Origin of the sequence: Tenacibaculum discolor, assembly GCF_003664185.1 — a bacterium.
In the GTDB taxonomy this organism is placed as follows: domain Bacteria; phylum Bacteroidota; class Bacteroidia; order Flavobacteriales; family Flavobacteriaceae; genus Polaribacter; species Polaribacter discolor.
Genome location: NZ_RCCS01000005.1, coordinates 529,983 through 555,226, shown reverse-complemented (window position 1 = coordinate 555,226; position 25,244 = coordinate 529,983). Strand labels below are relative to the sequence as shown.

Sequence of the window (25,244 nt, the reverse complement as noted above, 5' to 3'; positions counted from 1 at the left end):
TCTTATCCTAATTCTTCTCTCATTAAATCTAATCCTTCACGAATTATTTTTTGGTGAGGTTGTTTCGACACACAAATAAATTCTGTTAACGCAAAATCTTCTGGTGCAATTTCGTAAGCTCCTAATCCTTCCATTTCGTCAAGATCCTTGTACATACAAGCTTTTAATAATTGCATCGGATAGATATCTAACGGGAAAATTTCTTCATAAGAACCTGTTACTACAAATGCTCTATGCTCTCCGTTAGTATTCGTATCTAAGTCATATTTTTTCTTTGGATTTAACCAAGAAAAAGTTAATGCTCTAGAAGTAGATATTTTATTAAAAACTGGCTTATTCCACCCAAATAACTCATAGTCATCTCCTTCTGGGATAGCTGTAATTAAGTTATCGTAGTATCCTAAGAAACCATCTTCTTTAACTTCTAAACCACTTAAAACATTTCCACTAATTATACGAGCATTATTGGCATCTAAATTTCCTTTAACAACATCAGCAATTTGCGCTCCTGCTTTTGCAGTTACATACTGTGGTTTGTTAAATTTAGATCCTGCTAATGCAATTGTACGAGTAATGTTAAACTTTCCAGTTAATAATAACTCTCCTATTACTACTAAGTCTTGAGGTGTAACTACCCACACAACTTCTCCTTTGTTAATAGGATTAATTTGTGCTATTTGAGTACTAACATTTCCTACTGGATGTGGACCTGAAACTTTATGCAACTCAACTCCTTTCACATCTTTAAATGGTGATAGTGTTGAGTTTTTAGCTACAGAAACATGTACTTTACCAGCTGTTAATTTTGTTAACGCTGTTAAAGCTGCTTGTAATTCTGCTTCTTTGCCTTTTAACGCATAATCATAATCGGCTGCTAAAGGTGCACTTGCGTAGGCTGATACAAAAATTGCTTTTGGTGCTTGATTAGGGTTTGCAACCACGTCGTACGGACGTTGTTTTACAAACGGCCAACAACCTGAAGCAAACAAGTGGTTTTTAACCTCTTCTCCAGACATTGCGTCTACATCTTTTTTACCAAAATCTTTGTATTCCTGCTGTGCATCAGCAGTGATTTTAATTGCTAAAACTTTTCTTCGTGCTCCACGAACGATTTCTGTAACTTTACCACTAACAGGGCTAGGGAATAAAATACGCTCATCACTTTTTGAATAAAAAAGTGCTTCACCTGCTTTTACTTCTGTACCTTCTTTTGCTAAAATTTTAGGAATAACGCCGTGAAAATCATCTGGCTTTACTGCAAACACACTACCTGATTGAAGTTCGGTAGTTAACTGTTCTGCCTCGCCAACTAGCTTGATGTCCAAGCCTTTCTTAATACGGATGTCTTTTGACATAGGAACTGATTAATTTGATTTTCTTAAAAAACACGCAAATTTAAAAATTTTGAATCCCTTTGCAGAACAAAAACATTTTTATCTTTACGAAACCTTATTATTTATATTTATTCTAAATAAAAACCTTGTCTTTGGCTTATATTTTGATACTTTTGTTACATCATGATAAAAAAAGAACTATCCTTAATTGCCTTTTTATTAGTTGTTTCGAGCTTTGCTCAAAACATAAAAACTGTACAATTACGACCTAAAAATAACCCTAATTTTTACGCTCCAATTGTTCGTTTAGGCGATGTTTTAAAATTGTCTTTTGACGATTTAGATGCTGACAGCAAACAGTATCAATATAAAATTGAACACATGACTCATGATTGGAAACCTAGTTCAATGACCAGCAATCAATATATTGAGGGTTTTGAACAAAATGAAATTATTAATTTCACCAATTCTTTTAACACACTACAACCCTACACACACTACTCTGTAGAGATTCCTAATCAAAATACAATTATTACCAAAAGTGGTAATTATTTAATATCTGTTATAGATGAGGATTACGAAGTTGTTTTTACAAGACGCTGTGTGTTTTACGAAGACATTACTACCGTTGGGGTTGCTGCTTTTAGAAGTAGAAACGCAGCAACAACCAATCAACAACAAACCGTTCAATTTTCAGTTAACCACCCTGGTTTACAGATAAACACTCCATCTCAAGAAATTAATGTAACATTGTTTCAAAACCATAATTGGAATACAGCTATTACTAATCTTCAACCTATTTTTATAAAACCTCAGCAACTACTTTATAATCATACTGTAAAAACTAATTTTTGGGGAGGAAACGAATTTTTAAATTTTGATACAAAATTCATAAGAAACTCCAGTTTAAATGTTGCTAGAGTAGAACGTAAAAACCTATATCATAGCTACCTTTACACAGACGAACCTCGTAATGATAAAATATATACATATAACCCCGATATCAATGGACAGTTTGTTGTAAGAACCACAGAACGTGATGTCGTTGACAATAGAGACAATACAGAAGCTGATTACTCCTTAGTTCATTTTTCTTTAGAAGCTTTTGAGCCTTACGAGAACAAAGAAGTTTTTGTTTATGGAGCTTTTAACAATTACGAATTATCTGAAGAGAATAAAATGACTTACGACTCTTCTCAGAAAATTTACAAAACTACATTACCCTTTAAGCAAGGCTTCTACAACTATAGCTACGCTACTTTAGACAATAACAAAAATGTTGATTTACATGAAGTTGACGGCTCATTTTATCAAACAGAAAATGAATACACTGTGATTGTTTACTACAAACCTTTTGGTGAAATTTACGACAGAGTAATTGGTGTAGGTTACGGATTTTTTAACCAAAATAGGTAAGGTATCCTTAGAAACATTGACTAAAAACTGAAAAAGAACTATCTTTATCATATGTTTCAACAAGTAACAAAAGGCATTAAGATTTCTGTAAAAACATCATTTAGGGGCTCTGTTTACAGAGGGCATCGACAGTACTATGCTTTTAGCTACTATATCTCTATAGAAAATAGATCAAAAGACACTGTAAAACTACTAGAACGTTTTTGGGTTATTTTTGATGCTCTTAATAGCACTGAATATGTGGAAGGTGAAGGTGTTGTTGGAGAAACCCCTACCTTAAAACCTAACGATATTTATAACTATAGATCTAATTGTTTTTTACTTTCTACTACTGGCGCTATGGGAGGTAATTATAAAATGATTAATGTAAAAACACTCGAGGAATTCTTAGTAACCATTCCAACTTTTCAATTAACCACTACTGCTATTTTAAACTAATGATAAAAAAAAACAAAGTTCCAGTTATAAGAGATGCTAACTGTTTAAACTGCGGACATCCTTTTACCAACAATGAAAAGTTTTGTCCTGAATGTGGACAAAAAAATAGAGGCAAAAAAATTACCTTAGGCATTTTTCTTCGCGAACTTTTTGCTGGTTTTTTCTCTTTAGACACTAAGTTTTGGAGAACGCTAATTCCATTATTAATAAACCCAGGGAAAGTTTCTAAAGATTATATTGACGGTAAAAGAACTAGATACACCAATCCATTTAGGTTTTATTTAGCTACTTCAATTATCTTTTTTTTAATCATAAGTATAACCGATAGCTATAAAAAATTTGAGGAATTAAGAATCGGTAAATCTTCAAGTAGTAATTCTCAAATTAAATTAAACAATGATAATAGCGATGCTATTGAAGTAGATCTTGACTCGATTCAAGATGTAGTTTTCAAGCAACTTGAAAACCAAGACTCCCTTGAAGCAAAAAAGACACAGCCTAAACCTGATTCCACATCAGTTTCATATAATTCTGAACAAGAACCGGCCAAAACTGACTCTAACGATTCTTTCAGAATCGTAAAATTTATGAAATTTCAAAAAGCGCACCCTAAAGTTCCTATTGAAGCTGCTTTAGACAGCTTAAAAGCAGAGAAAAACTTTAGCAACCGTTTTTGGTACTCACGTGCAAAAGTTTTTAACTCAGTTTTTTTAGATAAAGATGAAGCAAAAAAGTTTTTCCGCCAAGTACTATCCTATGCTTCTATCGCACTATTTATACTATTACCTTTATTTACTTTGTTCTTAAAGTTTATTTACATTAGAAGAAAGTATACATATGTAGAGCATCTTGTTTTTGTATTTCACGTACAAACTGTACTCTTCCTGCTGTTTTCTATTTTTTACATTATAGATTTTTTCAAACACTCTAATAGCTTCTTACCTGTATTTTTAATACTCTTCATGATTTATTTATTCATAGCCATGAAAAGGTTTTATAATCAAGGGTACTTTAAGACATTTATGAAATATATACTTGCTAATACAATGTTTTTTATATTAGCTATGCTCGGCTCTATTGCTATATCGTTTGCTGCTTTTGCTTTTTATTAATCTAGCATTTGTAAAAAGACGTTTTTAGAAGTGTTTTTTAACTCTATAGTTGCATCTAACTGATTATTATTAGTTACTAACAACTGTATTGTTTTTACCTTATCTAGGTATTTATTTTTTAAAGAGTAAATACCTCTGTCTTTTTCTTGATAATTGGCGACATTAAACAAGAAATAAAACTTATTGTTTCCGTCGATATCTTTAGTTAGCTTTTGATTTTTTTCAGATGTAAATTTTAAGCCGTTTCCTTTACAAAAACTGTAAGTAGTAAACAAAGGCATTAATGTTAATAGATCCTCATTCTCAACTCTCTTAATCACTTCTTTTTCTTTCAAGTAATCACAAAGGTCGTTTCCTTGCAACTCAAAAGTAACCTTAGGTGTTATCGTTTTTTGAATATCCTTTTTTTCTACCTTATTAAAATCATCATCATATTCATAAGTTACAATGGTATCTGATTTTTCTATAAAAGAAGTAAGATTACCCTCTACTACTCCGTCCCATTTATTAGTAACTGAGTCTAATGACAATGTTGTGAGTTTTTTAAACTTTTTCTTTAGGTTTTCGCCTAATTTATCAGCTATTAGTTCAGTATTTAGCTTTCCTGACACACTCAGTATTGAACCAGCTACTGATGTCGCTTTAAATGGCTCAAAAAAGTTGTTTTCTTCACTCAACTCACCTTTGATTCTTAAACTACTTCCATCTATAACAAACTCAAAAAAGTCTCCTTGTAAAGTACTAATAGCCACTGGCTGTTTACTATTCTTTATTTGTTTAAAAATTAAATCGTTTTCAGAAAAGTAATTTTCTTGATTTAATTTAGATAATAACTCAGGTGATATTTGTGCTTTTTTATGTTTTTTCAATAACACTTGCAAAGAGTTATTTTGCAGCACACAACTTATTATTCCTTTGCTATAAACTGTAGTTTTACTAACATTTTTTGCAGTAAAATTCTCTTCTTTTAAAGCTTCTATAATTTTCTCCTTAACAACTATTGGGCTACTAATAAAAAAGTCTTTAAACGCTTGTTTATTGGTATAGAAAAACAAACTATTAGGCACTTCTAGTTCATCTAATAATGTTACTTTCTTTTCCTCTTCTTTTGAAGCTGAAGATTCCTTAAAGTCTAACTGAGAAAGTGGATGCTTTAAAAAACTAAGAACTATGTTGTATTCTATTTCTCGAAGATTAATATAGACTACTGTTTCAGCTGATGCTGGAACTTTTTTTGTATAAGTTACGGTTGGATTATATCTAAAAAAACCAACCGTAACTATAATACAGCATACTATTATGAGTATATATGCTATTCTTTTTATCATTTAGCTTACTTCGCTACTGCATTGATAAACTCTAACAATAACTTTAACGTGTTTTCTTCTGTTCCTTGAGTAGAAATTTTTAATTCAGAAGAAATTGTATTACCTCTCATCCTAGATACTCTAAACACTCCGTCGTTTAAGTTATTTGTTGAAAAACGCATTGCTTCTTTTTCAGATTTACTCATCCACTTATTAGGAATCTTATTTAAAACCGCATTTACATCAACAAAAAACACTGTTGAATTATCTCTTACTAATTTACTATGTTTCTTAGAGTTGAAGTTATTATTTCCTCTTGCAATACTTAACGCATTAGTTTGTGAGGTTGTTAAATACAACACATCGTTTTTAACTACCGAATATAAGTTGAATGGTATGTCAGATTTTTTAGTTTTAAACTTTACAACGTTGTTTTCAATTTCAACAGCTTTATGCTTTTCTCCTAATTTGAAAAATTTATTCAATAAATCTTCTTCTTTTGAACCAATCATTAACGTAAAATCAGGAACAAATTCCTCTTTAGTTTTTGTTACTTCTTTACGCTTATAATCTTCATCGTACTTATAAGTAGTATACTCTACTTCTTTTTTAGAAAAATCGTTTAACACTAAAAGAGCATCACCTGTAATTAGTCTTCCAATAGCTTCTTCATCTATAACTAAAGAAAATAAATCTCCTACAATTTCCATTTCTTCTTGAAATTTAGGCAAAATACCTCCGTACATCTTGTTCAATAATTCTGGATATTGCTTTAATGTTTCTTCAGTATCAATAGAAATACTCCAAAATGCTAATGCTTTATCGTGATCAAAGCTATTTACTAGATTACGACTCATTCTTTTATTATAGATCTTTTTAAAAGATTTCTTCATATCAGGACTAACCGACATATCTAATAAAATTCTTGCATCGTTTTTATCAAAAAACAAATTAGCAGTCACTTCTTCAACCCCATAAATATTTTGATCTCCTACATCTGTATATAAAGGGTACAAAGAACTACCAAAAGATTTAAATAAATCTGTCATTAACATACCATAGTTACGAACCCAAAGTGTTGCTGATGCATTTTTCTTTTTACTCTTTTGAAACTTAGTATTAGAAGCAATAGAACTGATAACATTCTTATTAAATAAGTCTAGCACATACTTTTTTGTCCAACCTTTACCTATTCTTTTTCTAAATGAATAACCGTACTCTTTTTCCTCTTTTAGTTTATCTAAACGTTCTTTGTGAGTTGAGAAATACCCTCTAGAAACATCTCCATTCACTAACAAAAGATAATCATCATTCCAAATTCTAATATCGCTACGTCCTTCTATAATGTTGTAGCCCTCCATTCGTCTTATCTTCTTCTTATTTCGTTTACTTAACATTGACTCAAACAACTCTCTATCTTTCAACTCAACGTAAAAGTTATGATATGAAATACTATCAGTTTTACTGAAAAAATAATAAGCGTTTGATTTAATGTCTATACCTGCGTTAGCTACTGAAGACACTTTTTTTCTTTCTTCTATTTCTTTTGAGTCTTCTTTCTTTTCATCTGACTCTGACTCAACTACAGATTCTACTCTGTAAGTTTTATTACTTCTATTTAAGTCTTTTAAAATCTCTTTTCCAATAGCGCTTTTATCTATATCTGATACTTTTATCAACTTAAATAAGTTTTCTGCATTTGCAGAAACTAACACATCTACATTGTTAGGTATTTTAGACTCTAATAGCTGAGCCTGTATAGCTGTATATGTGTTTAATAACAGTAGTGTAGCAATAATTTTTTTCATCCTAAATTTAATTCTCTAATTGTATTTTATTTTTGATTGTTTGATTGTTTGCTATAATGTCTTGTGCTTGTAAATGCAACATAATAGCTTTTTTGCTTTTTGATATTCTTGCTTGATTATTCTCTGTAGATTTTATCGGTGACTCAAACCTATAAACACTTGTATAGGTTGCTGTTTCAAACACCTTACGGTCTTGGTTTTTTGTTTTCCTAAACTCTTTTCCTAAATCGAAATGATGACTTCTTGTAAATGTTTTACTCTTTTCGTCAAACGTAAAATGTTTGTTTTTTTTGATAGCTTCTATATGCTTTTTAGAGCTAAAATTAGCTATTACTTCATTTAAAGCTTCCACGTTATCAAAATCACACGAAACTGTTACAATAAACTCATCAAAATTTAACGTGTTTTTTACATTATGAACTCCTTTTGTTCCTTTAATTTTAGAAACTATTTCTTGTACTTTTTTTCTTATGGTTACTTTTGAAGGTACTTTGTAGCCATTTATACTATCAAGTAGCATTATAGAAGCTAGCTTAGTTTTACTTTTACTTAAGTTAATGGTAAGTACAGCACTTCCTGAACCATCTTTATTAAAAGTTACCTCTTCAACAAACTCAAAACAACTTGTAAATAAGAAAATAGAAATTACAGAAAATAGTAATAATAATCTTTTATTCATAAAAACTTTTTTGCAAAGGTATTAAATAGCTTTTATAACAAACGAATGATTTCTGCCTCTATTTTGTTAATATTTGCATGTAAATCGTAGTAACTCATGGTAAGTTCTTGCTCGCTTTTCATAACAGATGTTACACTTACTGTTTCTACATAAGTTCGTTTCATTTTTAAAGAAATTTCAGGATTTCCCTTGGTTTCATCTTGATGAAAATTAATAATTTCTGATTGATGAAAATCTTTATTATCCAATAACCATTCAGCAAACCAGTCTCTTCTTAACTGCTTCATCTCTTCATTATATAATGTTGATGAAGACCAAATTTTAGGTGCATCATCTAACTGTTGAAAGTGCTTTTTAGCACCATCCCAAACTAATTCATACGCTTGTAAATTACTACTCCAATCAACCAACACAATAGTAAAAGGCTCTATACCATCAAAGTCAAAATGATTGATTACCTCAACAGGATTATCTACGATTAATAGTTGTTTTACAATAACCCCTCTACTCATTCTATACGACTCTGCTCTTTGATGTTTTGTAAATCCACCATTCAACAGACAAATCAATCTGTTTTTTTCACTTAAACCTATCCAAGTTCCTCCTGCTAATTCATCTTTAGGGTACGTTAACTTCACTCCTTCTTCAACATACGTTTTAGGCGCTATTGTTTTTCGTTTCGGATCTTCATCTCTATTTGAAGTTAATATAAAATCATTATTCCCTAAAGGTAAATAAGTTACCGTACACATGTTGTTTTAGTTTTATATAATTCCAGCCTTATGTCCATTTAAATATTCCTAAAATAACCGTAACTTTGTCATTTAAGAAAGTTCATTATTGGACTTTTTCAATAACAAAGAAAGAAATTTAATTCAACAAACAACATACAAATGGGAAAAGGATTTTTTCACGTACCAACTGCCATTAACGAACCGGTAAAAGGATATGCTCCTGGATCTCCAGAGCGCGAAGCCGTTTCTAAACAATACAAAGAATATTTTAACGGATCTGTAGATGTACCTATGTACATCGGTAACGAAGAAGTTAGAACTGGAAACACTCGTAATATGACTCCTCCTCACGATCACCAACACGTGGTAGGACAATATCATATTGGAGATAGATCTCATGCTGAAAAAGCTATTGCTAATGCTTTAGAAGCTCGTACTGAATGGGCACAAATGCCATGGGAACAAAGAGCTGCTATCTTTTTACGTGCTGCTGAGTTAATTGCTGGTCCTTACCGTGCAAAGATTAACGCTGCAACTATGATTGCTCAATCAAAAACAGTTCACCAAGCTGAAATTGACGCTGCATGTGAGTTAATCGACTTTTTACGTTTTAACGTAGAGTACATGTCTGAAATTTACAACGAGCAACCAAACTCTGATAACGGAATTTGGAACCGCGTTGAGTACCGTCCGTTAGAAGGGTTTGTATACGCAATTACTCCATTTAACTTTACTGCAATTGCTGCAAACTTACCTGCATCAGCTGCAATGATGGGGAACGTTGTAGTTTGGAAACCATCTGATAGCCAAATTTTCTCTGCAAAAGTAATTGTAGATGTATTTAAAGAAGCTGGTGTACCAGACGGTGTTATCAACGTAATTTATGGTGATCCTGTTGAAATTACTGATGTAGTTTTATCTTCTCCTGATTTTGCTGGTATCCACTTTACAGGTTCTACTTATGTATTTAAGGAATTATGGAAAAAGATTGGAGAAAACATTCATACTTACAAAACATACCCAAGAATTGTAGGAGAAACTGGTGGTAAAGACTTTATCATTGCACACCCTTCTGCTAATCCAAAACAAGTAGCTACAGGTATTTCTCGTGGTGCTTTTGAATTCCAAGGTCAAAAATGTTCTGCCGCTTCAAGAGTATACTTACCAAAATCGTTAGCTGAAGAAACATTGAACTACGTAAAAGAAGATATCGCTTCTTTTAAAATGGGTTCTCCAGAAGACATGAGTAACTTTATTACTGCTGTAATTCACGAAGGTTCTTTTGATAAGTTAGCAAAATATATTGACCAAGCTAAAGCGGATGCTGATGCTGAGATTTTTGCTGGTGGTAACTACGATAAATCAAAAGGATATTTTATTGAGCCAACTGTTATCTTAACTACAAACCCTAAATATACTACTATGGAAACTGAATTATTCGGTCCTGTAGTAACTATTTATGTATATGAAGATGCAGATTGGGCTGATACTTTAAAGTTAGTTGACGGAACTTCTGAATACGCTTTAACTGGTGCTGTATTCTCTACAGACCGTTATGCAGTTGCTGAAGCTACTAAAGCTTTAGAAAACTGTGCTGGTAACTTCTATGTAAACGATAAGCCAACAGGTGCTGTTGTAGGACAACAACCATTTGGTGGGGCTAGAGCTTCAGGAACAAACGATAAAGCAGGATCTGCTCAAAACTTATTACGTTGGGTATCTCCTCGTTTAATCAAAGAAACTTTTGTTTCTCCTGTAGATTACCGCTACCCATTTTTAGGATAAGAAAAGAACCTCCTAATAAGGAATCTTACTATATATTAAAAGCAACCTCAAATGAGGTTGCTTTTTTATTTTCCTTCAAGAAGAAAAGTTTTTATTCGTGTTTTTTAGCCCACAATTCACCTTCTCCTTGATATCCTTCTTGAAGCCACATCTTATCAAAAGCATGACTAAGCGTTTTACCTTTCTCTGCTCCTAAACAATCAAAAGATACATTTCCTTTTCCATGATCTTTCATTATCCATTCTTCTCCTTCTCCTTGCACACCATCTTGCAACCACAATTTACCAAATGCATGGCTAAGATACTTTCCTTTTTCAGCTCCTTTACATTCTAAGGCTACACGATTATCTTTTAATTTTTTAAGTTCGAAAACTTCTCCTTTTCCTTGAACTCCGTTTTGAAGCCATACCTTATCATTTGCATGACTAAGGAATTTACCTACCTCTGCTCCAAGAGCTTCTAATGCTATACTTGACATAATATAAAAATTTAGTTAGTTAATTTCCTACTTTATTTATAATAGGCTTTTCGGATTACACCTTTAAAATTCTTTGCACTACTAAACTTTTTTCATTTTATGTATCTGTATCCTTTATTTAGACCCTTAATTTTAATAGCGCTTCTTTTCGACAATGCTAAGTTCAAAAATAAATAGACTCGATTTTAAACAAACACCACAAACACCTGATAATCAACCATAAACACACCTTAAAACAGTATAAAAGAAGTAGTTACTTTTTTTATTTGTTTTCAAATAGAATTCAACTAATTTCGTTTAGCATCAATTCGTTTTATTTTAACAAGCAATGAATTACAAAGAAATACTTGAAAACGTGTATCAAAAAATAACTCCTATTGAAAATATTGGGGAGTTAGCTACCTATATTCCTGAATTGGCTACCATTGATGCTGATAAATTTGGTGTACATATTTCAACAGTTACTAATACTAATTTTGGATTAGGAAACTTTCAAGAAAAATTTTCTATTCAAAGTATTGCTAAAGTATTATCACTTTGTTTGGCGTATAAGCATCTTGGTGAATCTATTTGGGACAGATTAGGTGTTGAGCCATCTGGAAATAGTTTTAACTCATTGATACAACTGGAAACGGATAATGGTATTCCTAGAAATCCGTTTATCAACGCAGGTGCTATTGTTATTGCCGATATTTTAATTAGCAGTTTGGTAAACCCGAAGGAAGATTTATTGAATTTCATTAAAAGTCTTTCCAAAAATAAAAACATTGACTACTCAGCAAAAATTGCGGCTTCTGAAAAATCGGTAGGATATAGAAATGTAGCCTTATGTAATTTTATTAAATCCTATGGAAACATATACAACGATCCTGAAGTTGTGCTAGATTTCTATTTCGATTTATGCTCGTTGGAACTGACGTGCGAACAACTTTCTGAATTGTTTTTCTTCTTAGCCAATAACGGAAAAACACGACAAGGAGAACAAATATTGACCAAAAGTCAATCGAAAAGAATTAATGCACTAATGCAAACCTGTGGGTTTTATGACGAATCTGGTGAGTTTGCTTTTAAAGTTGGATTAGCGGGAAAAAGTGGAGTTGGTGGAGGTATTATTGCCATACACCCTAACCAGTATGCCATAGCTGTATGGAGCCCTAAATTAAACAAAAAAGGAAATTCCTATAGAGGTATGCGCTTTTTAGAGGAGTTTACTACGCTTTCTGAACAGTCTATTTTTTAGGTTGATTCTTCCCTTTAATTAAACTAATTTGGTTACCATTAAATACAAATTGTTAAAACATATTTTTATCTAAAAAATCACACAAACTAAAATCAAATAATTGGAAAAATCATATATAGATTCTAAAGGTCGGTTCAGAAGAGGGCATGTAGAATTGTTTTTACAAATTTCAATCGATATTTATCATAGATTATTGAAATACGAAAATGAGTTAGTTGATTTAAGAAAAAAAAATGATTCGATTGCTCAATCAGATGAAGGACTATTTCCTCCAATAGAAAAAATTAGACTTTCAATTCGTATTTCTACTCTTGAAAAAGAAAAGTATAAAAGTAGTATTGAAGGAATTATAATTTTGGCTTCCTATTACGAAGCTTTAATAAATGAAATTGGAAGAATTGAATTAGGCTCTAAATACTATGAGAATCTGGATAAATTAAAAGTTTCAGCAAAATGGGAAATAGTTCTAAAATTGATTTATTCAGAATCTCTTCAAACTGATTCCCAATATTATGAATCCATGATAAAAATCATAAAAGAAAGAAATAATCTAGTTCATTATAGAACTCAATTAATTGAAAATCCAACTTCAGAAGAAACAAGGAAAGGATATGAAGTTGCTAATAAACGTATGAGCATTTTTATAAATGCAGTAAAAACCTTGACTCAGTTCCATAATGATCTTTTAAAGATTGACAACTCAAGAGGTCTCTTAAAATCATTTCAATTTTCGAGAGAAATTAAACGTATTTAACCAGTGTAAAAACATTGAATCATCAGTAAAACAATCACATAACACTATTTTCCATACTGTTATGTGACTTTTTAAATTTCTCCAATTAACCCAACTCAATTTTCATATTTAAGTACAACCATTTTGTTGGAACGTTTGATGATTGCCCGTTTACTAATTTATCATAATCAATCCCCCAATCTAATAAGTTTACCTGACCTTGCAATACCAGTTCGCTAGACATGCTTTTGTATGAATCTCTAATTCCTGTGGCAAAAAACTTCACTTCTCTTTCAACTCCTTTAATAGACATCATTCCGTTAATTTGATACCAATCTACCCCCATCACAAAAACATTCGTAGTTCTAAACGTTATGTTGTCGTTTTGATCATTAATAAATACCCCTTTTGTTTTAATTCTTGCAGTTAAATCAGCTTCATCACCTCTACATACTCTAAATGAGTTTGGATTAACCTCAAACGAAATACTCATGTTTTCTAACGGATTTCCAGCATCCATTCGTACAGGAATATCCACTTTTAAATCGTTTACAATACCTCCAAATGGTGTACTACAATGTCCGTGTGTTACAAACATATTAATCGTCTTGTTTTTTACAACTTCGGCTACTTCTTTTATTTCTTTTGGTGTAACTGTTGAAGTACTTTTAGCAAACCCGCTTACCAAAACTATAGTTAGTAATACCCCAACTAACAAAATTCTATTTTTAATGGTTTTCATACTATTCGTATTTAAAGTTTTCATCAAAACTATCGCAACCTTCCGTTAAAAGTGTAAATCAATTGTCAAAAAAGTGTAAAAAAGCTTTAACCAGTGTACTTTTATTTAAATTTACCTCCAAAAACCACTAAAATCTATTTTTCTAACACTTTAAAATGTCACAAAAAACTCAACTTAAAGAAGTCGCCAAACTATTTTTTAAACTAGGTTGTATTGCTTTTGGCGGACCTGCCGTACATATTGCTATGATGGAAGACGAAGTTGTTAAGAAAAGAAAATGGATGACTCAGCAACATTTTCTGGATTTAATGGGAGCTACCAATTTAATACCTGGACCCAACTCTACTGAAATGACCATGCACTGCGGGCATGAAAGAGCTGGTTGGAAAGGGTTAATTGTAGCTGGTTTTTGTTTTATTTTTCCTGCCGTAGTAATTACATCAATAGTTGCGTGGTTATACCAAGAATATGGTCAGCTTCCTAAAGTTGAACCCTTTATTTACGGAATAAAACCCGCAGTAATTGCCATTATTGTTATGGCTGCTTATCGATTAGGTAAAAAAGCTGTAAAAAACACATCTTTAGCTATTTTAGGGGTAATCACTTTAGTTGCCTGCCTTTTAGGTGTTAATGAAATAGCTGCTTTGTTTGGTTGTGGCTTACTAGGTGCGTTACTCTGTTTTTTCAACCAAAACCGTACTAATTTAACCAGCATACTTCCTTTTTTTCTATTTCAGGCAAGTGAAACGCTTCAAGCCAACAATCTGAAAATTTTATTAACCTTTTTAAAAGTTGGTGCAATTTTATATGGAAGTGGTTATGTATTATTTGCTTTTTTAGATGCAGAATTGGTCACTAACGGATGGCTTTCAAGACAAGTACTAATAGATGCAGTTGCTGTAGGGCAAATAACTCCAGGTCCTGTTTTATCTACCGCTACTTTTATTGGTTGGCAAATGAATGGAATAACGGGTGCACTGGTAGCAACTGTTGGAATATTTTTACCATCCTTCTTTTTTGTTTTAGTTTTAAATCCGTTGATTCCTAAAATGAGGAAATCGAAGCTTATTGGTGCTATTTTAGATGCTGTAAATGTAGCTGCCGTTGCGTTAATTATTGCTGTTTGTATAACAATGGCTAAAGATACTATTACAGATTGGCGCACTATTGTTATTGCCATCATAAGTCTTCTTGCTGTTTTTTATTTAAAAAAAATAAACAGTGCTTTTATTGTTTTAGGAGGTGCTATGTTAGGATATATTTTAACTTATTGGTAAATTAGAAATTAAATTTCACAAAAATGGAAAATATTATTGGGGTCATTGGGATAGCAATTGCATTATTAACTTTCTGGTATAGCTTCCATAGAAAACCTACCGAAGAATTAGATTATTTAAAAGTTCAGTACAAGTCAACTCAACAATTATCGAAAGAATTACAAATTGAATTAGAGAATTATATCAACAAAACAAACTCATGGGATGCTCCTTTGTTTCCAAATATATCATACGGCTCATATTTAACTGAAATGAAAGAGTCTTACAAAAAAAATCTTTCTGATGATCTATATAACAAATTAGATAGTCTTAATCTAACTAAGCCTATTATACAATCAATGACAAAAAGTTTAGAAACTCAATTCAATGCACTACAACAAATACAAATTGCATTAAGGATACAAAACAGGAAAAGTTCAGAAATTAATTAATAATAAGTTTCGAAACTTATCATCTTCTATTTTGAACTACCTTTGCAAAAAAATATTTGATGCAGTTTTCAGACCTACAACTTAGCAAGTCTATCTTAAAAGCACTTACCGAAGAAAGACACCACAAACCAACGCTAGTACAACAAGAAGTTATTCCGTTAGTACTTAACAAAAAAGATGTCATTGTAGCTGCACAAACAGGTACAGGTAAAACAGCAGCTTTTGCGTTGCCTATTATTCAAGAGCTTTCTAAAGAGGAAGATGTTGAAAAAAGAGCTAAGAAGATAAAAGCACTAATTGTAAGTCCTACTCGAGAACTGGCAATTCAAATTGAAGAAAACTTTAAAGCATATAGTAAGTATACTAATTTAAGAAGTACTGTTGTGTATGGTGGTGTGGCTACACAACCTCAAAAAGATGTATTGGCAAAAGGAGTTGATATTTTAATTGCTACTCCAGGTCGTTTTATCGATTTACACAAACAAGGTAGTATTGATGTTAGGCAACTAAAAACATTAGTACTCGACGAAGCCGATTTAATGCTAGACATGGGCTTTATTGACGATGTACAGAAAATAGAAGAGTTATGTCCGCGTAAAAAACAAACCTTATTGTTTTCTGCTACAATGCCTGATAAGGTAAATGATTTAGCCAAATCGATGTTGCGTAATCCTGAAAAAGTAGATATTTCACCTGCGGAAACCACTTCTAAAAACATTGGTCAGTTACTATACTACACCCCTAAAAAACACAAAGTCGACTTGTGTTTACACTTACTACGAAACACCATAAAAGGACGCATCATTATATTTCGTCGTACCAAATTTGGAGTTGACAAGTTAGAAAAAACACTACAAAAAAACGGTTATAAAGCAACCAGTGTACATGGTGATAAATCGCAAAACTTGCGTAATCAAGCCATAGAAGACTTCAAAAATAACAAAGCCAATATTTTAATTGCCACTGATGTTGCTGCCAGAGGAATTGATGTAAGCAAAGTAGATGCTGTAATTAATGTAGATTTACCAAACATTCCTGAAACGTATGTACACCGAATTGGTAGAACAGGTAGAGCTGGTAAATCTGGAATCGCCTTTTCGTTATGTAGTGCTGATGAAACTTCTTACATCAAGGCAATTCAAGAATTTATGGATAGAACTATAAAAATTGTAGAAGACCATCCATTCCCTCTAGCAAAACCAAAGAAGAAAAAACAACCCAACACTGTTAGTAAACACAAAAAAGGAAGAAAATCAGAAGCTTCTAAAAAGAAGAAAAAACGCTGGTATTAAACTTTTTATAAAAAATAACACTAAAAAATAGTTGGTGTTTTATTTATTAATCGTAATATTGCAATATAATAATTAATCAATGGGGTTAACCAAATCAGAAATATTTACTGAAGAGCAAAATCAATTAGCTACGATTGCAAAAGTGTTAGGGCACCCAGCTCGTATTGCTATTATACAACACTTATTCAAATTGAATTCTTGTGTTTGTGGTGATTTGGTAAATGAAATTGGCTTGGCACAACCTACTATTTCGCAACATTTAAAAGAATTAAAAAAAGTTGGTATTATTAAAGGAACTATTGAAGGAACTAGCGTTTGCTATTGTATTAATCCTTCAATCTGGAAAGAAATTAAAACCTTACTTTCTTCTTTTTTAGACCTTGATACAAACAATAAAAATTGTTGCTAAAAAAAATTTGAAATCATTAATCGTAATATTGCAATAAATACTATAACCATGAAACTATCAGAAATCAAACAACACTTAAGCGCACTAAAAACTATTGCTTTTCAATTACCTGACGGTAGCCTAGTTCCTAATCATTTTCACGTAACTGAAGTAGGTAAAATCACTAAAAACTTTATCGACTGTGGTGGAACCGTTAGAAATGAAGAAGTAGTGAATTTTCAGTTATGGAACGCAAATGATTACGATCATAGATTACACCCAGAAAAATTAATTCACATTATTGAGTTATCAGAAAAAGTATTAAATATTCCTGATTTAGAAATCGAGGTAGAATACCAAGGAAGTACCATAGGAAAATATGGATTGGATTTTGACGGAACCAACTTCTTACTTACTACGAAACAAACGGATTGTTTAGCGAAAGATAACTGCGGAATTCCAACAGAAAAACCAAGAGTGAAACTATCAGATTTACAAAAACAAACTACTTGTGAACCAAATTCAGGGTGCTGCTAATATGAATACACAAACCTCATCACCATTTACTAAAATACAGCAAACTCTTTCAAATTTACCAACTGTTTCAGAAGAGCGAAAACAAGTTTTACAACCTCTTGTAAGTTACATTCAGGAAAAACTGAACAATAAAGAAGTTATAAATCTGAATTTTATTTGCACTCATAATTCAAGAAGAAGTCATTTATCGCAAGTATGGGCACAAACGATGGCTTTTTATTATCAAATTCCGAATGTACTTTCTTATTCAGGAGGAACAGAAGCTACTGCTATGAACGCAACAGTTGTAGATACTTTAGTAGGTAACGGGTTTAGAATTCAGCAATTATCTGAAGGCACAAACCCTATTTATGCAATAAAGTACGCAGAAAACATCCCTTCTATAATAGGTTTTTCTAAAAAATATGATGATACATTCAATCCTACTTCTGCATTTTGTGCTATCATGACCTGCTCACAAGCCGACAAAGGATGTCCTTTTATTGCTGGTGCTGATAAGAGGATTCCTGTTACCTATGAAGACCCTAAATTATACGACGGTACATCTTCTGAAAAAGAGAAATACTTGGAACGTAGTTTACAAATTGCAGCTGAAATGCACTATGTGTTTTCTACTGTAAAAAATTAACCTTTAAATTTCATAGGTAAATGCACTACTTTTTTGGTTTCAAAGAAATCTTCTTCAAAAAAGTCGGGCAAATTATAAATGGTGGCTTTAGGGAAGTTCGCAAGTTCTTCTGTAAGGTCACCACCTTTTAAATATAAAATTCCATTTTTAAGTGCATGATTTTGTTTTTTGTGCACTTTATTTTTTACCCAACGGTGAAACGTTTCCATTTGTGCTACTGCTCTACTTACAATAAAATCGTAAGTATCGTCTACTTCTTCAACACGTCCATGTGTCGTTTTCACATTCTGTAAACCTAATCCTTCAGCAACTTCATTCACTACTTTTATCTTTTTTCCAATAGAATCTACCAAATGAAATTGTGTTTCTGGGAACAAAATAGCTAACGGAATTCCTGGAAAACCTCCACCAGTACCTACATCCATTACTTTGGCTCCTGCTTTAAACTCCATCACCTTTGCTATTCCTAACGAATGTAATACGTGGCGTAAATACAACTCATCAATATCTTTACGAGAAACAACATTAATTTTTAAGTTCCAGTCTTGGTATAATTCTTGCAACTTAGAGAATTGTTCTAACTGCTTTTCTGATAAATTGTCAAAGTATTTTTTTATAAGTTCCATGAAGTGATTTTTTCCACTGCAAAAATAAAAAACTAATTGGTATTGTTAATTTTTATGCAAAAGATATTAATCTAGTTAAAAAGTTAGTCTTTAGCAATAACCGTGAACCAAAAACGTTTATTTTTGCGGTACAAACAAACAAAAAATGAAGACAGTAAACTTCTCAAGAATAGACAAAGCTAAGTTTTTTAGAACTCTAAATAAAAGAGTTAACACTTACTTTAAAGAAAACAACATTAAGCGTACAGGTAACTGGAAACTATATTCAAAAGCTATTATTATGTTAGCTATGTTTATCGTTCCGTTTATATTAATTTTAACTGTTGACATGTCGCAATGGATAAAGTTAGCACTTGCAATTTTAATGGGTGTTGGAATGGCCGGAGTAGGAATGAATGTTATGCACGATGCCAACCACGAATCATTTTCAAGCAAAAAATGGGTAAATAAGCTTTTTGGAAGCAGTATTTATATTTTAGCTGGTAATGTATACAACTGGAAGGTACAACACAATGTATTACACCATACGTACACAAACATTCAAGACCATGATGAAGATATGGATGCAGGTAGAATTATCCGCTTTTCAAAACACACACAGTGGTTATGGATTCATAAATTCCAAAAATATTACTCAATCTTTTTATACGGATTGTTAACTATTAACTGGGCAATTACTACCGATTTTAAACAAATGCATAGCTATTTAAAGCGTAAGTTATCATACGGTGAGTTTCCAAATCCAGCTAAAGAGTGGACTAAATTAGTAGTTTCTAAAGTTATTTATTATTCTCTTTGGATAGTATTACCAATCGCAGTAATGAATGTTGCTTGGTGGAAAGTATTAATCGGATTTTTTGTGATGCATTATACTGCAGGAATCATTTTAAGTGTGGTTTTCCAATTAGCACATATTGTTCCTAAAACAGAAACTCCATTACCAGATGAAGATGGTAATATGAAAAACACATGGGCTATTCACCAATTATACACCACAGCAAATTTTGCTCCAAGAAATTGGTTTATCAACTTTTACACAGGTGGTTTAAACCATCAGGTAGAACACCATATTTTCCCTAATATTTCTCATATTCATTATAATAAGTTAGCTCAAATTGTAAAAGAAACTGCTATGGAATTTAACCTTCCTTACAACGAATACAATACTACACGTAGAGCAGTTATTGAGCACTTTAGACACTTAGCTGAATTAGGGAAAAAACCGCAATTAGCATAAATCAACATACAACATAACAACACAATGTCAAACGCATTATCAAACAGAATTCAAAGTTTACCAGTATCGCAAACTTTAGCAATGGCTGCTAAAGCAAGAGAATTAAAAGCTGAAGGTAAAGACATCATTAGCTTGAGTTTAGGAGAACCAGATTTTAATACTCCTGATTTTATTAAAGATGCCGCTATTGAAGCTATTAATCAAGATTACAACTCATATACTCCGGTTGATGGATATGTAGAGTTAAAAGAAGCTATTTGTGAGAAATTTAAGCGTGATAATAACTTAACATATGCTCCAAACCAAGTAGTTGTTTCTACAGGAGCAAAACAATCTATTGCTAACGTAGCTCAGGTATTATTAAACCCTGGTGATGAAGTATTATTACCAGCTCCTTATTGGGTAAGCTATTCTGCAATTGCAACTTTGTGTGAAGCTAAATTTACCGAAATTCCTTCTTCTATTGAAAATGATTTCAAAATCACTCCAGAACAATTAGAAGCTGCTATTTCGCCAAAAACAAAAATGATTTTCTTTAACTCGCCAAATAACCCAAGTGGAACAATTTATAGCGAGGAAGAATACAGAGCATTAGCTAAAGTATTAGAAAAGCATCCAGATATTTATATTTTATCTGACGAAATATATGAGCACATTAACTACGGAACAAAACCATTTAGTTTTGCTGCTATTGAAAGCATGTACGACCGTACCATAACTGTTAACGGATTGGCTAAAGCTTTTGCCATGACAGGATGGAGAATTGGTTATATTGGAGCTCCTGAATGGATTGCTAAGGCTTGTACTAAAATGCAGGGTCAAATTACTTCAGGAACTAACTGTATTGCTCAACGCGCTGCAATTACGGCTGTAAAAGCATCTCCTGAAAAAGTACAATATATGGTAGATGAGTTTAAAAAACGTAGAGATTTAGTTTTACAGTTGTTAGGAGAAATTGATGGGTTTAAATTAAACGTACCAGAAGGGGCTTTTTATGTTTTCCCTGATATTTCTGATTTCTTCGGAAAAACAATCCAAGGAAAAGAAATTAAAGATGCAAATGATTTTTCTATGTTATTGTTAGAAAAAGCAAATGTTGCTACGGTTACTGGTGAAGCTTTTGGTGCACCAAACTGTGTTCGTTTATCATATGCTGCTTCTGAATTACAATTACGTGAGGCAATCAAGAGAATTAAAGAAGTTTTAAGTTAATTAACTTAAACTATTAAGTATAAAAAAATCCGTAAGACGCGTCTTACGGATTTTTTATGTTCTAAAATGGAACTTTTAATTTTCTAACTTTTTTCTTTTTAAGCTTCTTTAAATACAATGCTCTCTTATTATAATCAATAAAGGCTTTCCCCAACTCTAAAATATCTGCTCCTATAATTCCGTCTACCTCATCAGCATCATGTTGTTTTAAAGCCGTATTTACATGCGTTAAATCAAACAATACTAAATCACAATCATTCGCTTTCCACTTCCCTATTTTAAGAGAATTGTTTCCTGACTTATGTGTTTCCATATCCGTCGCTCCTGCTCCAGCAGCTTTCACTTCACTTTCTTCAGAAACAAGTTTAAAACGCTCTATTAAATCTAACCCAACACACGAATTGGAAGCGCCTGTATCTAAAATAAACCTTCCTTTAACACCATTTATCTCCGCATCTAACTCTAAATGATTTGTGATCATTTTTTTGAGTTTTATTTTAATGTATTTCTTTTTTCGTAATACTTTTTTCAAACTTGCCATTTCTTGTACTTTTGTCTCGTAAAGATACGGCAATAAATGATTACAGATACACACACCCACTTATATTCAAGTCAGTTTGACGAAGACAGAAACGAAATGATACAACGCGCTAAAAAAGCTGGTGTTTCTCGTTTTTTTATTCCTGCAATTGATAGTTCGTATACAGAACGTATGTTCGACTTAGAAAAAAACTATCCAGAAGATGTGTTTTTAATGATGGGCTTACACCCTACTTCGGTAAAAGAGAACTACCAAGAAGAATTAGCACATGTAAAAGAATGGCTAGATAAACGTGATTTTTATGCGATTGGTGAAATTGGTATCGATTTATATTGGGACAAAACTTTTTTACCACAACAACAAGAAGCCTTCCGTACGCAAATTCAGTGGGCAAAAGAGAAAAAACTACCTATTGTAATTCATTGTCGTGATGCCTTTGATGAAATTTTTGAAGTTTTAGAAACAGAAAAAGGAGACGATTTATACGGAATTTTCCACTGTTTTACAGGAACTTTAGAACAAGCTGAAAAAGCAATTTCCTACAACATGAAATTAGGAATTGGTGGTGTAGCGACATTTAAAAATGGAAAAATTGACAAGTTTTTAAATCAAATTGATATCAAACACATTGTGTTAGAAACCGATTCCCCGTACCTAGCTCCTACTCCATATCGAGGTAAACGTAATGAAAGTAGCTACATAACTAATGTTGTGGATAAGTTGGTAGATATTTATGGATTGACTTTCGATGAAATTTCGGAAATTACTACACAGAATTCTAAAGACGTTTTTGGTGTTTAAAAAAATATTCCGTCAAGATTTAATATTTTTATTTTTCGTTGCATTTTATATTATATATAAATTTTCAAGAAGTGATATTGATTATTTATATACAAATTTAGACAAAGAAGGTGTTAAAAGCGTAGCCTTGGTAAAAAACGTTTCTTCTGTTAGAACAAGAAAATATGTAGAATATAGATATTCAGTTAATGGTAAAATTCATAATGGTTCACAGCAAATCCAAAACAATAACACCTTACCCGAAAAACTAAAGTTTTACCCTATCCTTTATAGTTCAAAAAAAAACAGTGTTAGTAAATTATTACTAACTGAAAAACCATTAAACCCAAAAGAATTAATTCAAAATGGTATTTATGTTAATGGAAAAATAGCAAAAGTTTTGGAAGGGCATTACCCTTCTTTAGATCTATATATAAACTATAGCCTTAATAACCAGAATTATTTTTTTAGAACAAGGCTTCATAAAGACAGTATTAATTGTAGTAATTTAGAGGATTGTAAAAACAAAAAAACAATTCGTTTAAAAATTTCAAAAAAATATCCTTTTATTAACGATTTATATTTTAAAAGTTCAGACAGGCAAAAAAGAAAATATCAACACTTAGATTAAATTGAACCTACAAACTACATATTATAAAACTCCTATTGGAATTGCCAAAATTGATGGCGATGAAAACGGAATTCAATCAATTTCTGTATTAGATGATGATACTTCCACTAGCCTCATTACCTCAAATAAAACTCCAACTTGTTTACAAGATTGCGTTACTCAACTAAATGAATATTTTACTGGTACCAGAAAAGAATTTGACCTAAAGTTAAACCCACAAGGAACAACGTTTCAACAATCTGTTTGGAATGAGTTATTACATATTCCTTTTGGTAGCACCAGAACCTATTTAGAACAAACCAAACAATTAGGAGATGTAAAAGCAATTCGTGCGGTAGCTTCTGCTAACGGTAAAAACCCTATTTGGATTATCATACCTTGTCATAGAGTTGTGGGTTCTGATGGCTCTCTAACTGGATATGCAGGAGGTATTTGGCGTAAAAAATGGTTATTGGAACACGAAAGTGGAGCCAAACAACAGACTTTGTTTTAATTTCTTTTTATAAGGTCTCGAAACAAGTTCGGAATGACTATCGTCAATTTAAGTTGCGTTTTTCAATAAAGAATTTCTTCAACAAAAAGCCACACTCTTCTTCCAAAACTCCTGATATTACTTTTGTTTTTGGATGTATTTTAGTTTGTAAAACAGAAAAACCAAGTTTAGGTTCACTAGCTCCGTACACTATCTTACCTATTTGCGTCCAGTAACTCGCTCCCGCACACATTTGACAAGGCTCTAGCGTAACATACAAAGTACAGTCTTTTAAATACTTTCCACCTAAAAAATCTGCTGCTGCAGTAAACGCTTGCATTTCTGCATGTGCGGTAACATCATTTAACAACTCTGTTAAGTTATGTGCTCTTGCTATTATTTGATCTTTAAAAACAATAACTGCACCAACAGGAACCTCTCCTTTATCAAAAGCTAACTCAGCTTCCTGTAAAGCTTTTCTCATAAAGTAGGCATCATCAAATGGTTTCATCAACAAGAGTTTTTGTAAATACTAAAACAAATGTAGCCAAAATTTGTTTGTGTAAACTCTAGGTAAAATACTTATTTTTACCAAAATTTACGATTTGATTTCAATCAATACTTCTGAAAATAAAAAAGTCTATTTTGCTTCTGACCAACATTTAGGAGCTCCAACTTCTGAAGCTAGTTTTCCTCGTGAACAAAAGTTTGTTACATGGCTAAACGATGTTAAAAAAGATGCTGAAGTAATTTTTATTCTAGGTGATTTATTCGATTTTTGGTTTGAGTATAAAACTGTTGTTCCTAAAGGTTTTGTTCGTGTTTTAGGTAAACTTGCTGAAATAAAAGATAGTGGTATCCCGATTTACTTTTTTGTTGGAAATCATGATTTATGGATGCATGATTATTTTGAAAAGGAATTAAACATTCCTGTATTTCATTCACCTCAAGAATTTAAAATCAACGATAAATTATTTTTAATAGGCCATGGTGATGGATTAGGACCTGGAGACAAAGGGTATAAACGTATGAAAAAAGTGTTTACATTCCCGCTATTTCAATGGATGTTTCGTTGGCTACATCCAGATTTAGGAGTTAGATTAGGACAATACATGTCGGTTAAAAACAAATTGATTTCTGGTGATGAGGATGCTAAATTTTTAGGCGAAGACAATGAATGGCTAGTACAATATTGTAAACGTAAATTAGAAACCAAACACTACGATTATTTTGTTTTTGGACACAGACATCTCCCTTTAGAAATTCAACTTAAAGAGAACAGTGTTTACCTTAATACAGGTGATTGGATTCAGTATTATACCTATGCGGTTTTTGAAAACGATAAACTATTTTTAAAAGAATATAAACAATAAAAAAAAGCACCTT

At 32.0% G+C, this 25,244-nt stretch carries 28 protein-coding genes; 18 read left to right on the top strand and 10 right to left on the bottom strand.

The genetic code is table 11. From position 1 onward, the window contains the following. Positions 1-2: 2 nt before the first annotated feature. Complete coding sequence (locus C8N27_RS06070) at positions 3-1,355, bottom strand: Na(+)-translocating NADH-quinone reductase subunit A (RefSeq protein WP_099215188.1); 1,353 nt, start codon at positions 1,353-1,355, stop codon at positions 3-5. Positions 1,356-1,517: 162 nt separating this feature from the next. On the opposite strand from C8N27_RS06070, the gene C8N27_RS06065 reads away from it, so the two are divergent. Genes C8N27_RS06065 through C8N27_RS06055 form a run of 3 tightly spaced genes read left to right on the top strand, consistent with a single transcriptional unit; the run spans position 1,518 to position 4,300 of the window. Beyond that, positions 1,518-2,750 (top strand): type IX secretion system plug protein, encoded by a 1,233-nt coding sequence (locus C8N27_RS06065; protein ID WP_121146653.1) that lies wholly within the window; start codon positions 1,518-1,520, stop codon positions 2,748-2,750. A 51-nt stretch (positions 2,751-2,801) separates the two neighbouring features. Then, a complete protein-coding gene (gene apaG, locus C8N27_RS06060; protein ID WP_121146652.1) occupies positions 2,802-3,188 on the top strand; it encodes a Co2+/Mg2+ efflux facilitator ApaG/CorD in 387 nt (128 codons plus the stop codon). Next, the gene (locus C8N27_RS06055; RefSeq protein ID WP_121146651.1) at positions 3,188-4,300 is read left to right on the top strand and encodes a DUF3667 domain-containing protein; all 1,113 of its coding nucleotides are present in this window, start codon (positions 3,188-3,190) and stop codon (positions 4,298-4,300) included. The genes apaG and C8N27_RS06055 overlap by 1 nt, the downstream gene beginning before the upstream one ends. On the opposite strand, the gene C8N27_RS06050 is transcribed toward C8N27_RS06055, so the two are convergent. Genes C8N27_RS06050 through C8N27_RS06035 form a run of 4 tightly spaced genes read right to left on the bottom strand, consistent with a single transcriptional unit; the run spans position 4,297 to position 8,846 of the window. Further along, positions 4,297-5,628: a hypothetical protein gene (locus tag C8N27_RS06050; protein ID WP_121146650.1), complete on the bottom strand. Its 1,332-nt coding sequence runs from the start codon at positions 5,626-5,628 to the stop codon at positions 4,297-4,299. The two genes, C8N27_RS06055 and C8N27_RS06050, sit on opposite strands and share 4 nt — an antisense overlap. 5 nt (positions 5,629-5,633) lie before the next feature. Continuing rightward, positions 5,634-7,415 (bottom strand): hypothetical protein, encoded by a 1,782-nt coding sequence (locus C8N27_RS06045; RefSeq protein WP_121146649.1) that lies wholly within the window; start codon positions 7,413-7,415, stop codon positions 5,634-5,636. Positions 7,416-7,422: 7 nt separating this feature from the next. Beyond that, complete coding sequence (locus tag C8N27_RS06040) at positions 7,423-8,094, bottom strand: hypothetical protein (protein ID WP_121146648.1); 672 nt, start codon at positions 8,092-8,094, stop codon at positions 7,423-7,425. A 32-nt stretch (positions 8,095-8,126) separates the two neighbouring features. Next, positions 8,127-8,846 (bottom strand): NRDE family protein, encoded by a 720-nt coding sequence (locus C8N27_RS06035; protein ID WP_121146647.1) that lies wholly within the window; start codon positions 8,844-8,846, stop codon positions 8,127-8,129. Positions 8,847-8,987: 141 nt separating this feature from the next. Between C8N27_RS06035 and pruA the strand changes: the two genes are divergently transcribed. Continuing rightward, positions 8,988-10,613: an L-glutamate gamma-semialdehyde dehydrogenase gene (gene pruA, locus C8N27_RS06030; protein WP_121146646.1), complete on the top strand. Its 1,626-nt coding sequence runs from the start codon at positions 8,988-8,990 to the stop codon at positions 10,611-10,613. Between the two features lie 91 nt (positions 10,614-10,704). Here pruA and C8N27_RS06025 read toward each other — a convergent pair whose 3' ends face one another. Beyond that, positions 10,705-11,091, bottom strand: coding sequence for a hypothetical protein (locus tag C8N27_RS06025; protein WP_099215179.1), 387 nt, complete (start codon positions 11,089-11,091; stop codon positions 10,705-10,707). A 328-nt stretch (positions 11,092-11,419) separates the two neighbouring features. On the opposite strand from C8N27_RS06025, the gene C8N27_RS06020 reads away from it, so the two are divergent. Both C8N27_RS06020 and C8N27_RS06015 read left to right on the top strand, forming a co-directional pair. Next, positions 11,420-12,331, top strand: a complete 912-nt coding sequence (locus tag C8N27_RS06020; protein ID WP_121146645.1) for a glutaminase — start codon at positions 11,420-11,422, stop codon at positions 12,329-12,331. A gap of 100 nt (positions 12,332-12,431) precedes the next feature. Continuing rightward, positions 12,432-13,085 (top strand): hypothetical protein, encoded by a 654-nt coding sequence (locus C8N27_RS06015; RefSeq protein WP_121146644.1) that lies wholly within the window; start codon positions 12,432-12,434, stop codon positions 13,083-13,085. 85 nt (positions 13,086-13,170) lie between these two features. Here the strand turns inward: C8N27_RS06015 and C8N27_RS06010 are convergent, their stop codons facing one another. Continuing rightward, complete coding sequence (locus C8N27_RS06010) at positions 13,171-13,806, bottom strand: YceI family protein (protein ID WP_167444726.1); 636 nt, start codon at positions 13,804-13,806, stop codon at positions 13,171-13,173. Positions 13,807-13,961: 155 nt separating this feature from the next. Here C8N27_RS06010 and chrA point away from each other — a divergent pair, with 155 nt between their 5' ends. From chrA to C8N27_RS05980, 6 genes are all read left to right on the top strand, one after another. Further along, positions 13,962-15,083, top strand: a complete 1,122-nt coding sequence (gene chrA / locus C8N27_RS06005; RefSeq protein WP_121146642.1) for a chromate efflux transporter — start codon at positions 13,962-13,964, stop codon at positions 15,081-15,083. Between the two features lie 23 nt (positions 15,084-15,106). Beyond that, a complete protein-coding gene (locus tag C8N27_RS06000) occupies positions 15,107-15,514 on the top strand; it encodes a hypothetical protein (protein ID WP_121146641.1) in 408 nt (135 codons plus the stop codon). A gap of 59 nt (positions 15,515-15,573) precedes the next feature. After that, positions 15,574-16,806, top strand: coding sequence for a DEAD/DEAH box helicase (locus C8N27_RS05995; RefSeq protein WP_099215174.1), 1,233 nt, complete (start codon positions 15,574-15,576; stop codon positions 16,804-16,806). A gap of 79 nt (positions 16,807-16,885) precedes the next feature. Beyond that, entirely contained in the window at positions 16,886-17,215 is a 330-nt protein-coding gene (locus tag C8N27_RS05990) for an ArsR/SmtB family transcription factor (protein ID WP_121146640.1), read from the top strand. Positions 17,216-17,263: 48 nt separating this feature from the next. After that, entirely contained in the window at positions 17,264-17,731 is a 468-nt protein-coding gene (locus C8N27_RS05985; RefSeq protein WP_121146639.1) for a DUF6428 family protein, read from the top strand. Between the two features lies 1 nt (position 17,732). Beyond that, the gene (locus C8N27_RS05980) at positions 17,733-18,359 is read left to right on the top strand and encodes a low molecular weight phosphatase family protein (protein ID WP_121146638.1); all 627 of its coding nucleotides are present in this window, start codon (positions 17,733-17,735) and stop codon (positions 18,357-18,359) included. Here C8N27_RS05980 and rsmG read toward each other — a convergent pair. Next, positions 18,356-18,985: a 16S rRNA (guanine(527)-N(7))-methyltransferase RsmG gene (gene rsmG / locus C8N27_RS05975; protein ID WP_099215171.1), complete on the bottom strand. Its 630-nt coding sequence runs from the start codon at positions 18,983-18,985 to the stop codon at positions 18,356-18,358. The two genes, C8N27_RS05980 and rsmG, sit on opposite strands and share 4 nt — an antisense overlap. Positions 18,986-19,130: 145 nt before the next feature. On the opposite strand from rsmG, the gene C8N27_RS05970 reads away from it, so the two are divergent. Further along, the gene (locus C8N27_RS05970) at positions 19,131-20,222 is read left to right on the top strand and encodes a fatty acid desaturase family protein (RefSeq protein ID WP_099215170.1); all 1,092 of its coding nucleotides are present in this window, start codon (positions 19,131-19,133) and stop codon (positions 20,220-20,222) included. 24 nt (positions 20,223-20,246) lie between these two features. Then, on the top strand, positions 20,247-21,434 hold the full coding sequence (locus C8N27_RS05965) for a pyridoxal phosphate-dependent aminotransferase (RefSeq protein ID WP_208639305.1): 1,188 nt from the start codon (positions 20,247-20,249) through the stop codon (positions 21,432-21,434). 61 nt (positions 21,435-21,495) lie between these two features. Here the strand turns inward: C8N27_RS05965 and C8N27_RS05960 are convergent, their stop codons facing one another. Beyond that, positions 21,496-21,975 (bottom strand): retropepsin-like aspartic protease, encoded by a 480-nt coding sequence (locus C8N27_RS05960; protein WP_121146637.1) that lies wholly within the window; start codon positions 21,973-21,975, stop codon positions 21,496-21,498. A gap of 36 nt (positions 21,976-22,011) precedes the next feature. Here C8N27_RS05960 and C8N27_RS05955 point away from each other — a divergent pair, with 36 nt between their 5' ends. From C8N27_RS05955 to C8N27_RS05945, 3 genes are read left to right on the top strand one after another with little or no spacing between them, the layout of a single operon-like run. Then, positions 22,012-22,776 carry a TatD family hydrolase gene (locus tag C8N27_RS05955; RefSeq protein WP_121146636.1) on the top strand — a complete coding sequence of 255 codons (765 nt, stop codon included), beginning with the start codon at positions 22,012-22,014 and terminating at the stop codon, positions 22,774-22,776. Next, entirely contained in the window at positions 22,769-23,386 is a 618-nt protein-coding gene (locus tag C8N27_RS05950) for a hypothetical protein (RefSeq protein WP_121146635.1), read from the top strand. The genes C8N27_RS05955 and C8N27_RS05950 overlap by 8 nt, the downstream gene beginning before the upstream one ends. A 1-nt stretch (position 23,387) precedes the next feature. Then, entirely contained in the window at positions 23,388-23,879 is a 492-nt protein-coding gene (locus C8N27_RS05945; RefSeq protein ID WP_121146634.1) for a methylated-DNA--[protein]-cysteine S-methyltransferase, read from the top strand. 43 nt (positions 23,880-23,922) lie between these two features. Here the strand turns inward: C8N27_RS05945 and C8N27_RS05940 are convergent, their stop codons facing one another. Further along, on the bottom strand, positions 23,923-24,372 hold the full coding sequence (locus C8N27_RS05940) for a nucleoside deaminase (protein ID WP_121146633.1): 450 nt from the start codon (positions 24,370-24,372) through the stop codon (positions 23,923-23,925). A gap of 91 nt (positions 24,373-24,463) precedes the next feature. Between C8N27_RS05940 and C8N27_RS05935 the strand changes: the two genes are divergently transcribed. After that, positions 24,464-25,231 (top strand): UDP-2,3-diacylglucosamine diphosphatase, encoded by a 768-nt coding sequence (locus C8N27_RS05935; RefSeq protein WP_121146632.1) that lies wholly within the window; start codon positions 24,464-24,466, stop codon positions 25,229-25,231. Positions 25,232-25,244 lie beyond the last annotated feature (13 nt).

Bases quoted from the DNA above. Each gene is read 5' to 3' on its own strand.
- C8N27_RS06070 (WP_099215188.1), bottom strand. From the start codon at position 1,355: ATGTCAAAAGACATCCGTATTAAGAAAGGCTTGGACATCAAGCTAGTT.
- C8N27_RS06065 (WP_121146653.1), top strand. From the start codon at position 1,518: ATGATAAAAAAAGAACTATCCTTAATTGCCTTTTTATTAGTTGTTTCG.
- apaG (WP_121146652.1), top strand. From the start codon at position 2,802: ATGTTTCAACAAGTAACAAAAGGCATTAAGATTTCTGTAAAAACATCA.
- C8N27_RS06055 (WP_121146651.1), top strand. From the start codon at position 3,188: ATGATAAAAAAAAACAAAGTTCCAGTTATAAGAGATGCTAACTGTTTA.
- C8N27_RS06050 (WP_121146650.1), bottom strand. From the start codon at position 5,628: ATGATAAAAAGAATAGCATATATACTCATAATAGTATGCTGTATTATA.
- C8N27_RS06045 (WP_121146649.1), bottom strand. From the start codon at position 7,415: ATGAAAAAAATTATTGCTACACTACTGTTATTAAACACATATACAGCT.
- C8N27_RS06040 (WP_121146648.1), bottom strand. From the start codon at position 8,094: ATGAATAAAAGATTATTATTACTATTTTCTGTAATTTCTATTTTCTTA.
- C8N27_RS06035 (WP_121146647.1), bottom strand. From the start codon at position 8,846: ATGTGTACGGTAACTTATTTACCTTTAGGGAATAATGATTTTATATTA.
- pruA (WP_121146646.1), top strand. From the start codon at position 8,988: ATGGGAAAAGGATTTTTTCACGTACCAACTGCCATTAACGAACCGGTA.
- C8N27_RS06025 (WP_099215179.1), bottom strand. From the start codon at position 11,091: ATGTCAAGTATAGCATTAGAAGCTCTTGGAGCAGAGGTAGGTAAATTC.
- C8N27_RS06020 (WP_121146645.1), top strand. From the start codon at position 11,420: ATGAATTACAAAGAAATACTTGAAAACGTGTATCAAAAAATAACTCCT.
- C8N27_RS06010 (WP_167444726.1), bottom strand. From the start codon at position 13,806: ATGAAAACCATTAAAAATAGAATTTTGTTAGTTGGGGTATTACTAACT.
- chrA (WP_121146642.1), top strand. From the start codon at position 13,962: ATGTCACAAAAAACTCAACTTAAAGAAGTCGCCAAACTATTTTTTAAA.
- C8N27_RS06000 (WP_121146641.1), top strand. From the start codon at position 15,107: ATGGAAAATATTATTGGGGTCATTGGGATAGCAATTGCATTATTAACT.
- C8N27_RS05995 (WP_099215174.1), top strand. From the start codon at position 15,574: ATGCAGTTTTCAGACCTACAACTTAGCAAGTCTATCTTAAAAGCACTT.
- C8N27_RS05990 (WP_121146640.1), top strand. From the start codon at position 16,886: ATGGGGTTAACCAAATCAGAAATATTTACTGAAGAGCAAAATCAATTA.
- C8N27_RS05985 (WP_121146639.1), top strand. From the start codon at position 17,264: ATGAAACTATCAGAAATCAAACAACACTTAAGCGCACTAAAAACTATT.
- C8N27_RS05980 (WP_121146638.1), top strand. From the start codon at position 17,733: ATGAATACACAAACCTCATCACCATTTACTAAAATACAGCAAACTCTT.
- rsmG (WP_099215171.1), bottom strand. From the start codon at position 18,985: ATGGAACTTATAAAAAAATACTTTGACAATTTATCAGAAAAGCAGTTA.
- C8N27_RS05970 (WP_099215170.1), top strand. From the start codon at position 19,131: ATGAAGACAGTAAACTTCTCAAGAATAGACAAAGCTAAGTTTTTTAGA.
- C8N27_RS05965 (WP_208639305.1), top strand. From the start codon at position 20,247: ATGTCAAACGCATTATCAAACAGAATTCAAAGTTTACCAGTATCGCAA.
- C8N27_RS05960 (WP_121146637.1), bottom strand. From the start codon at position 21,975: ATGGCAAGTTTGAAAAAAGTATTACGAAAAAAGAAATACATTAAAATA.
- C8N27_RS05955 (WP_121146636.1), top strand. From the start codon at position 22,012: ATGATTACAGATACACACACCCACTTATATTCAAGTCAGTTTGACGAA.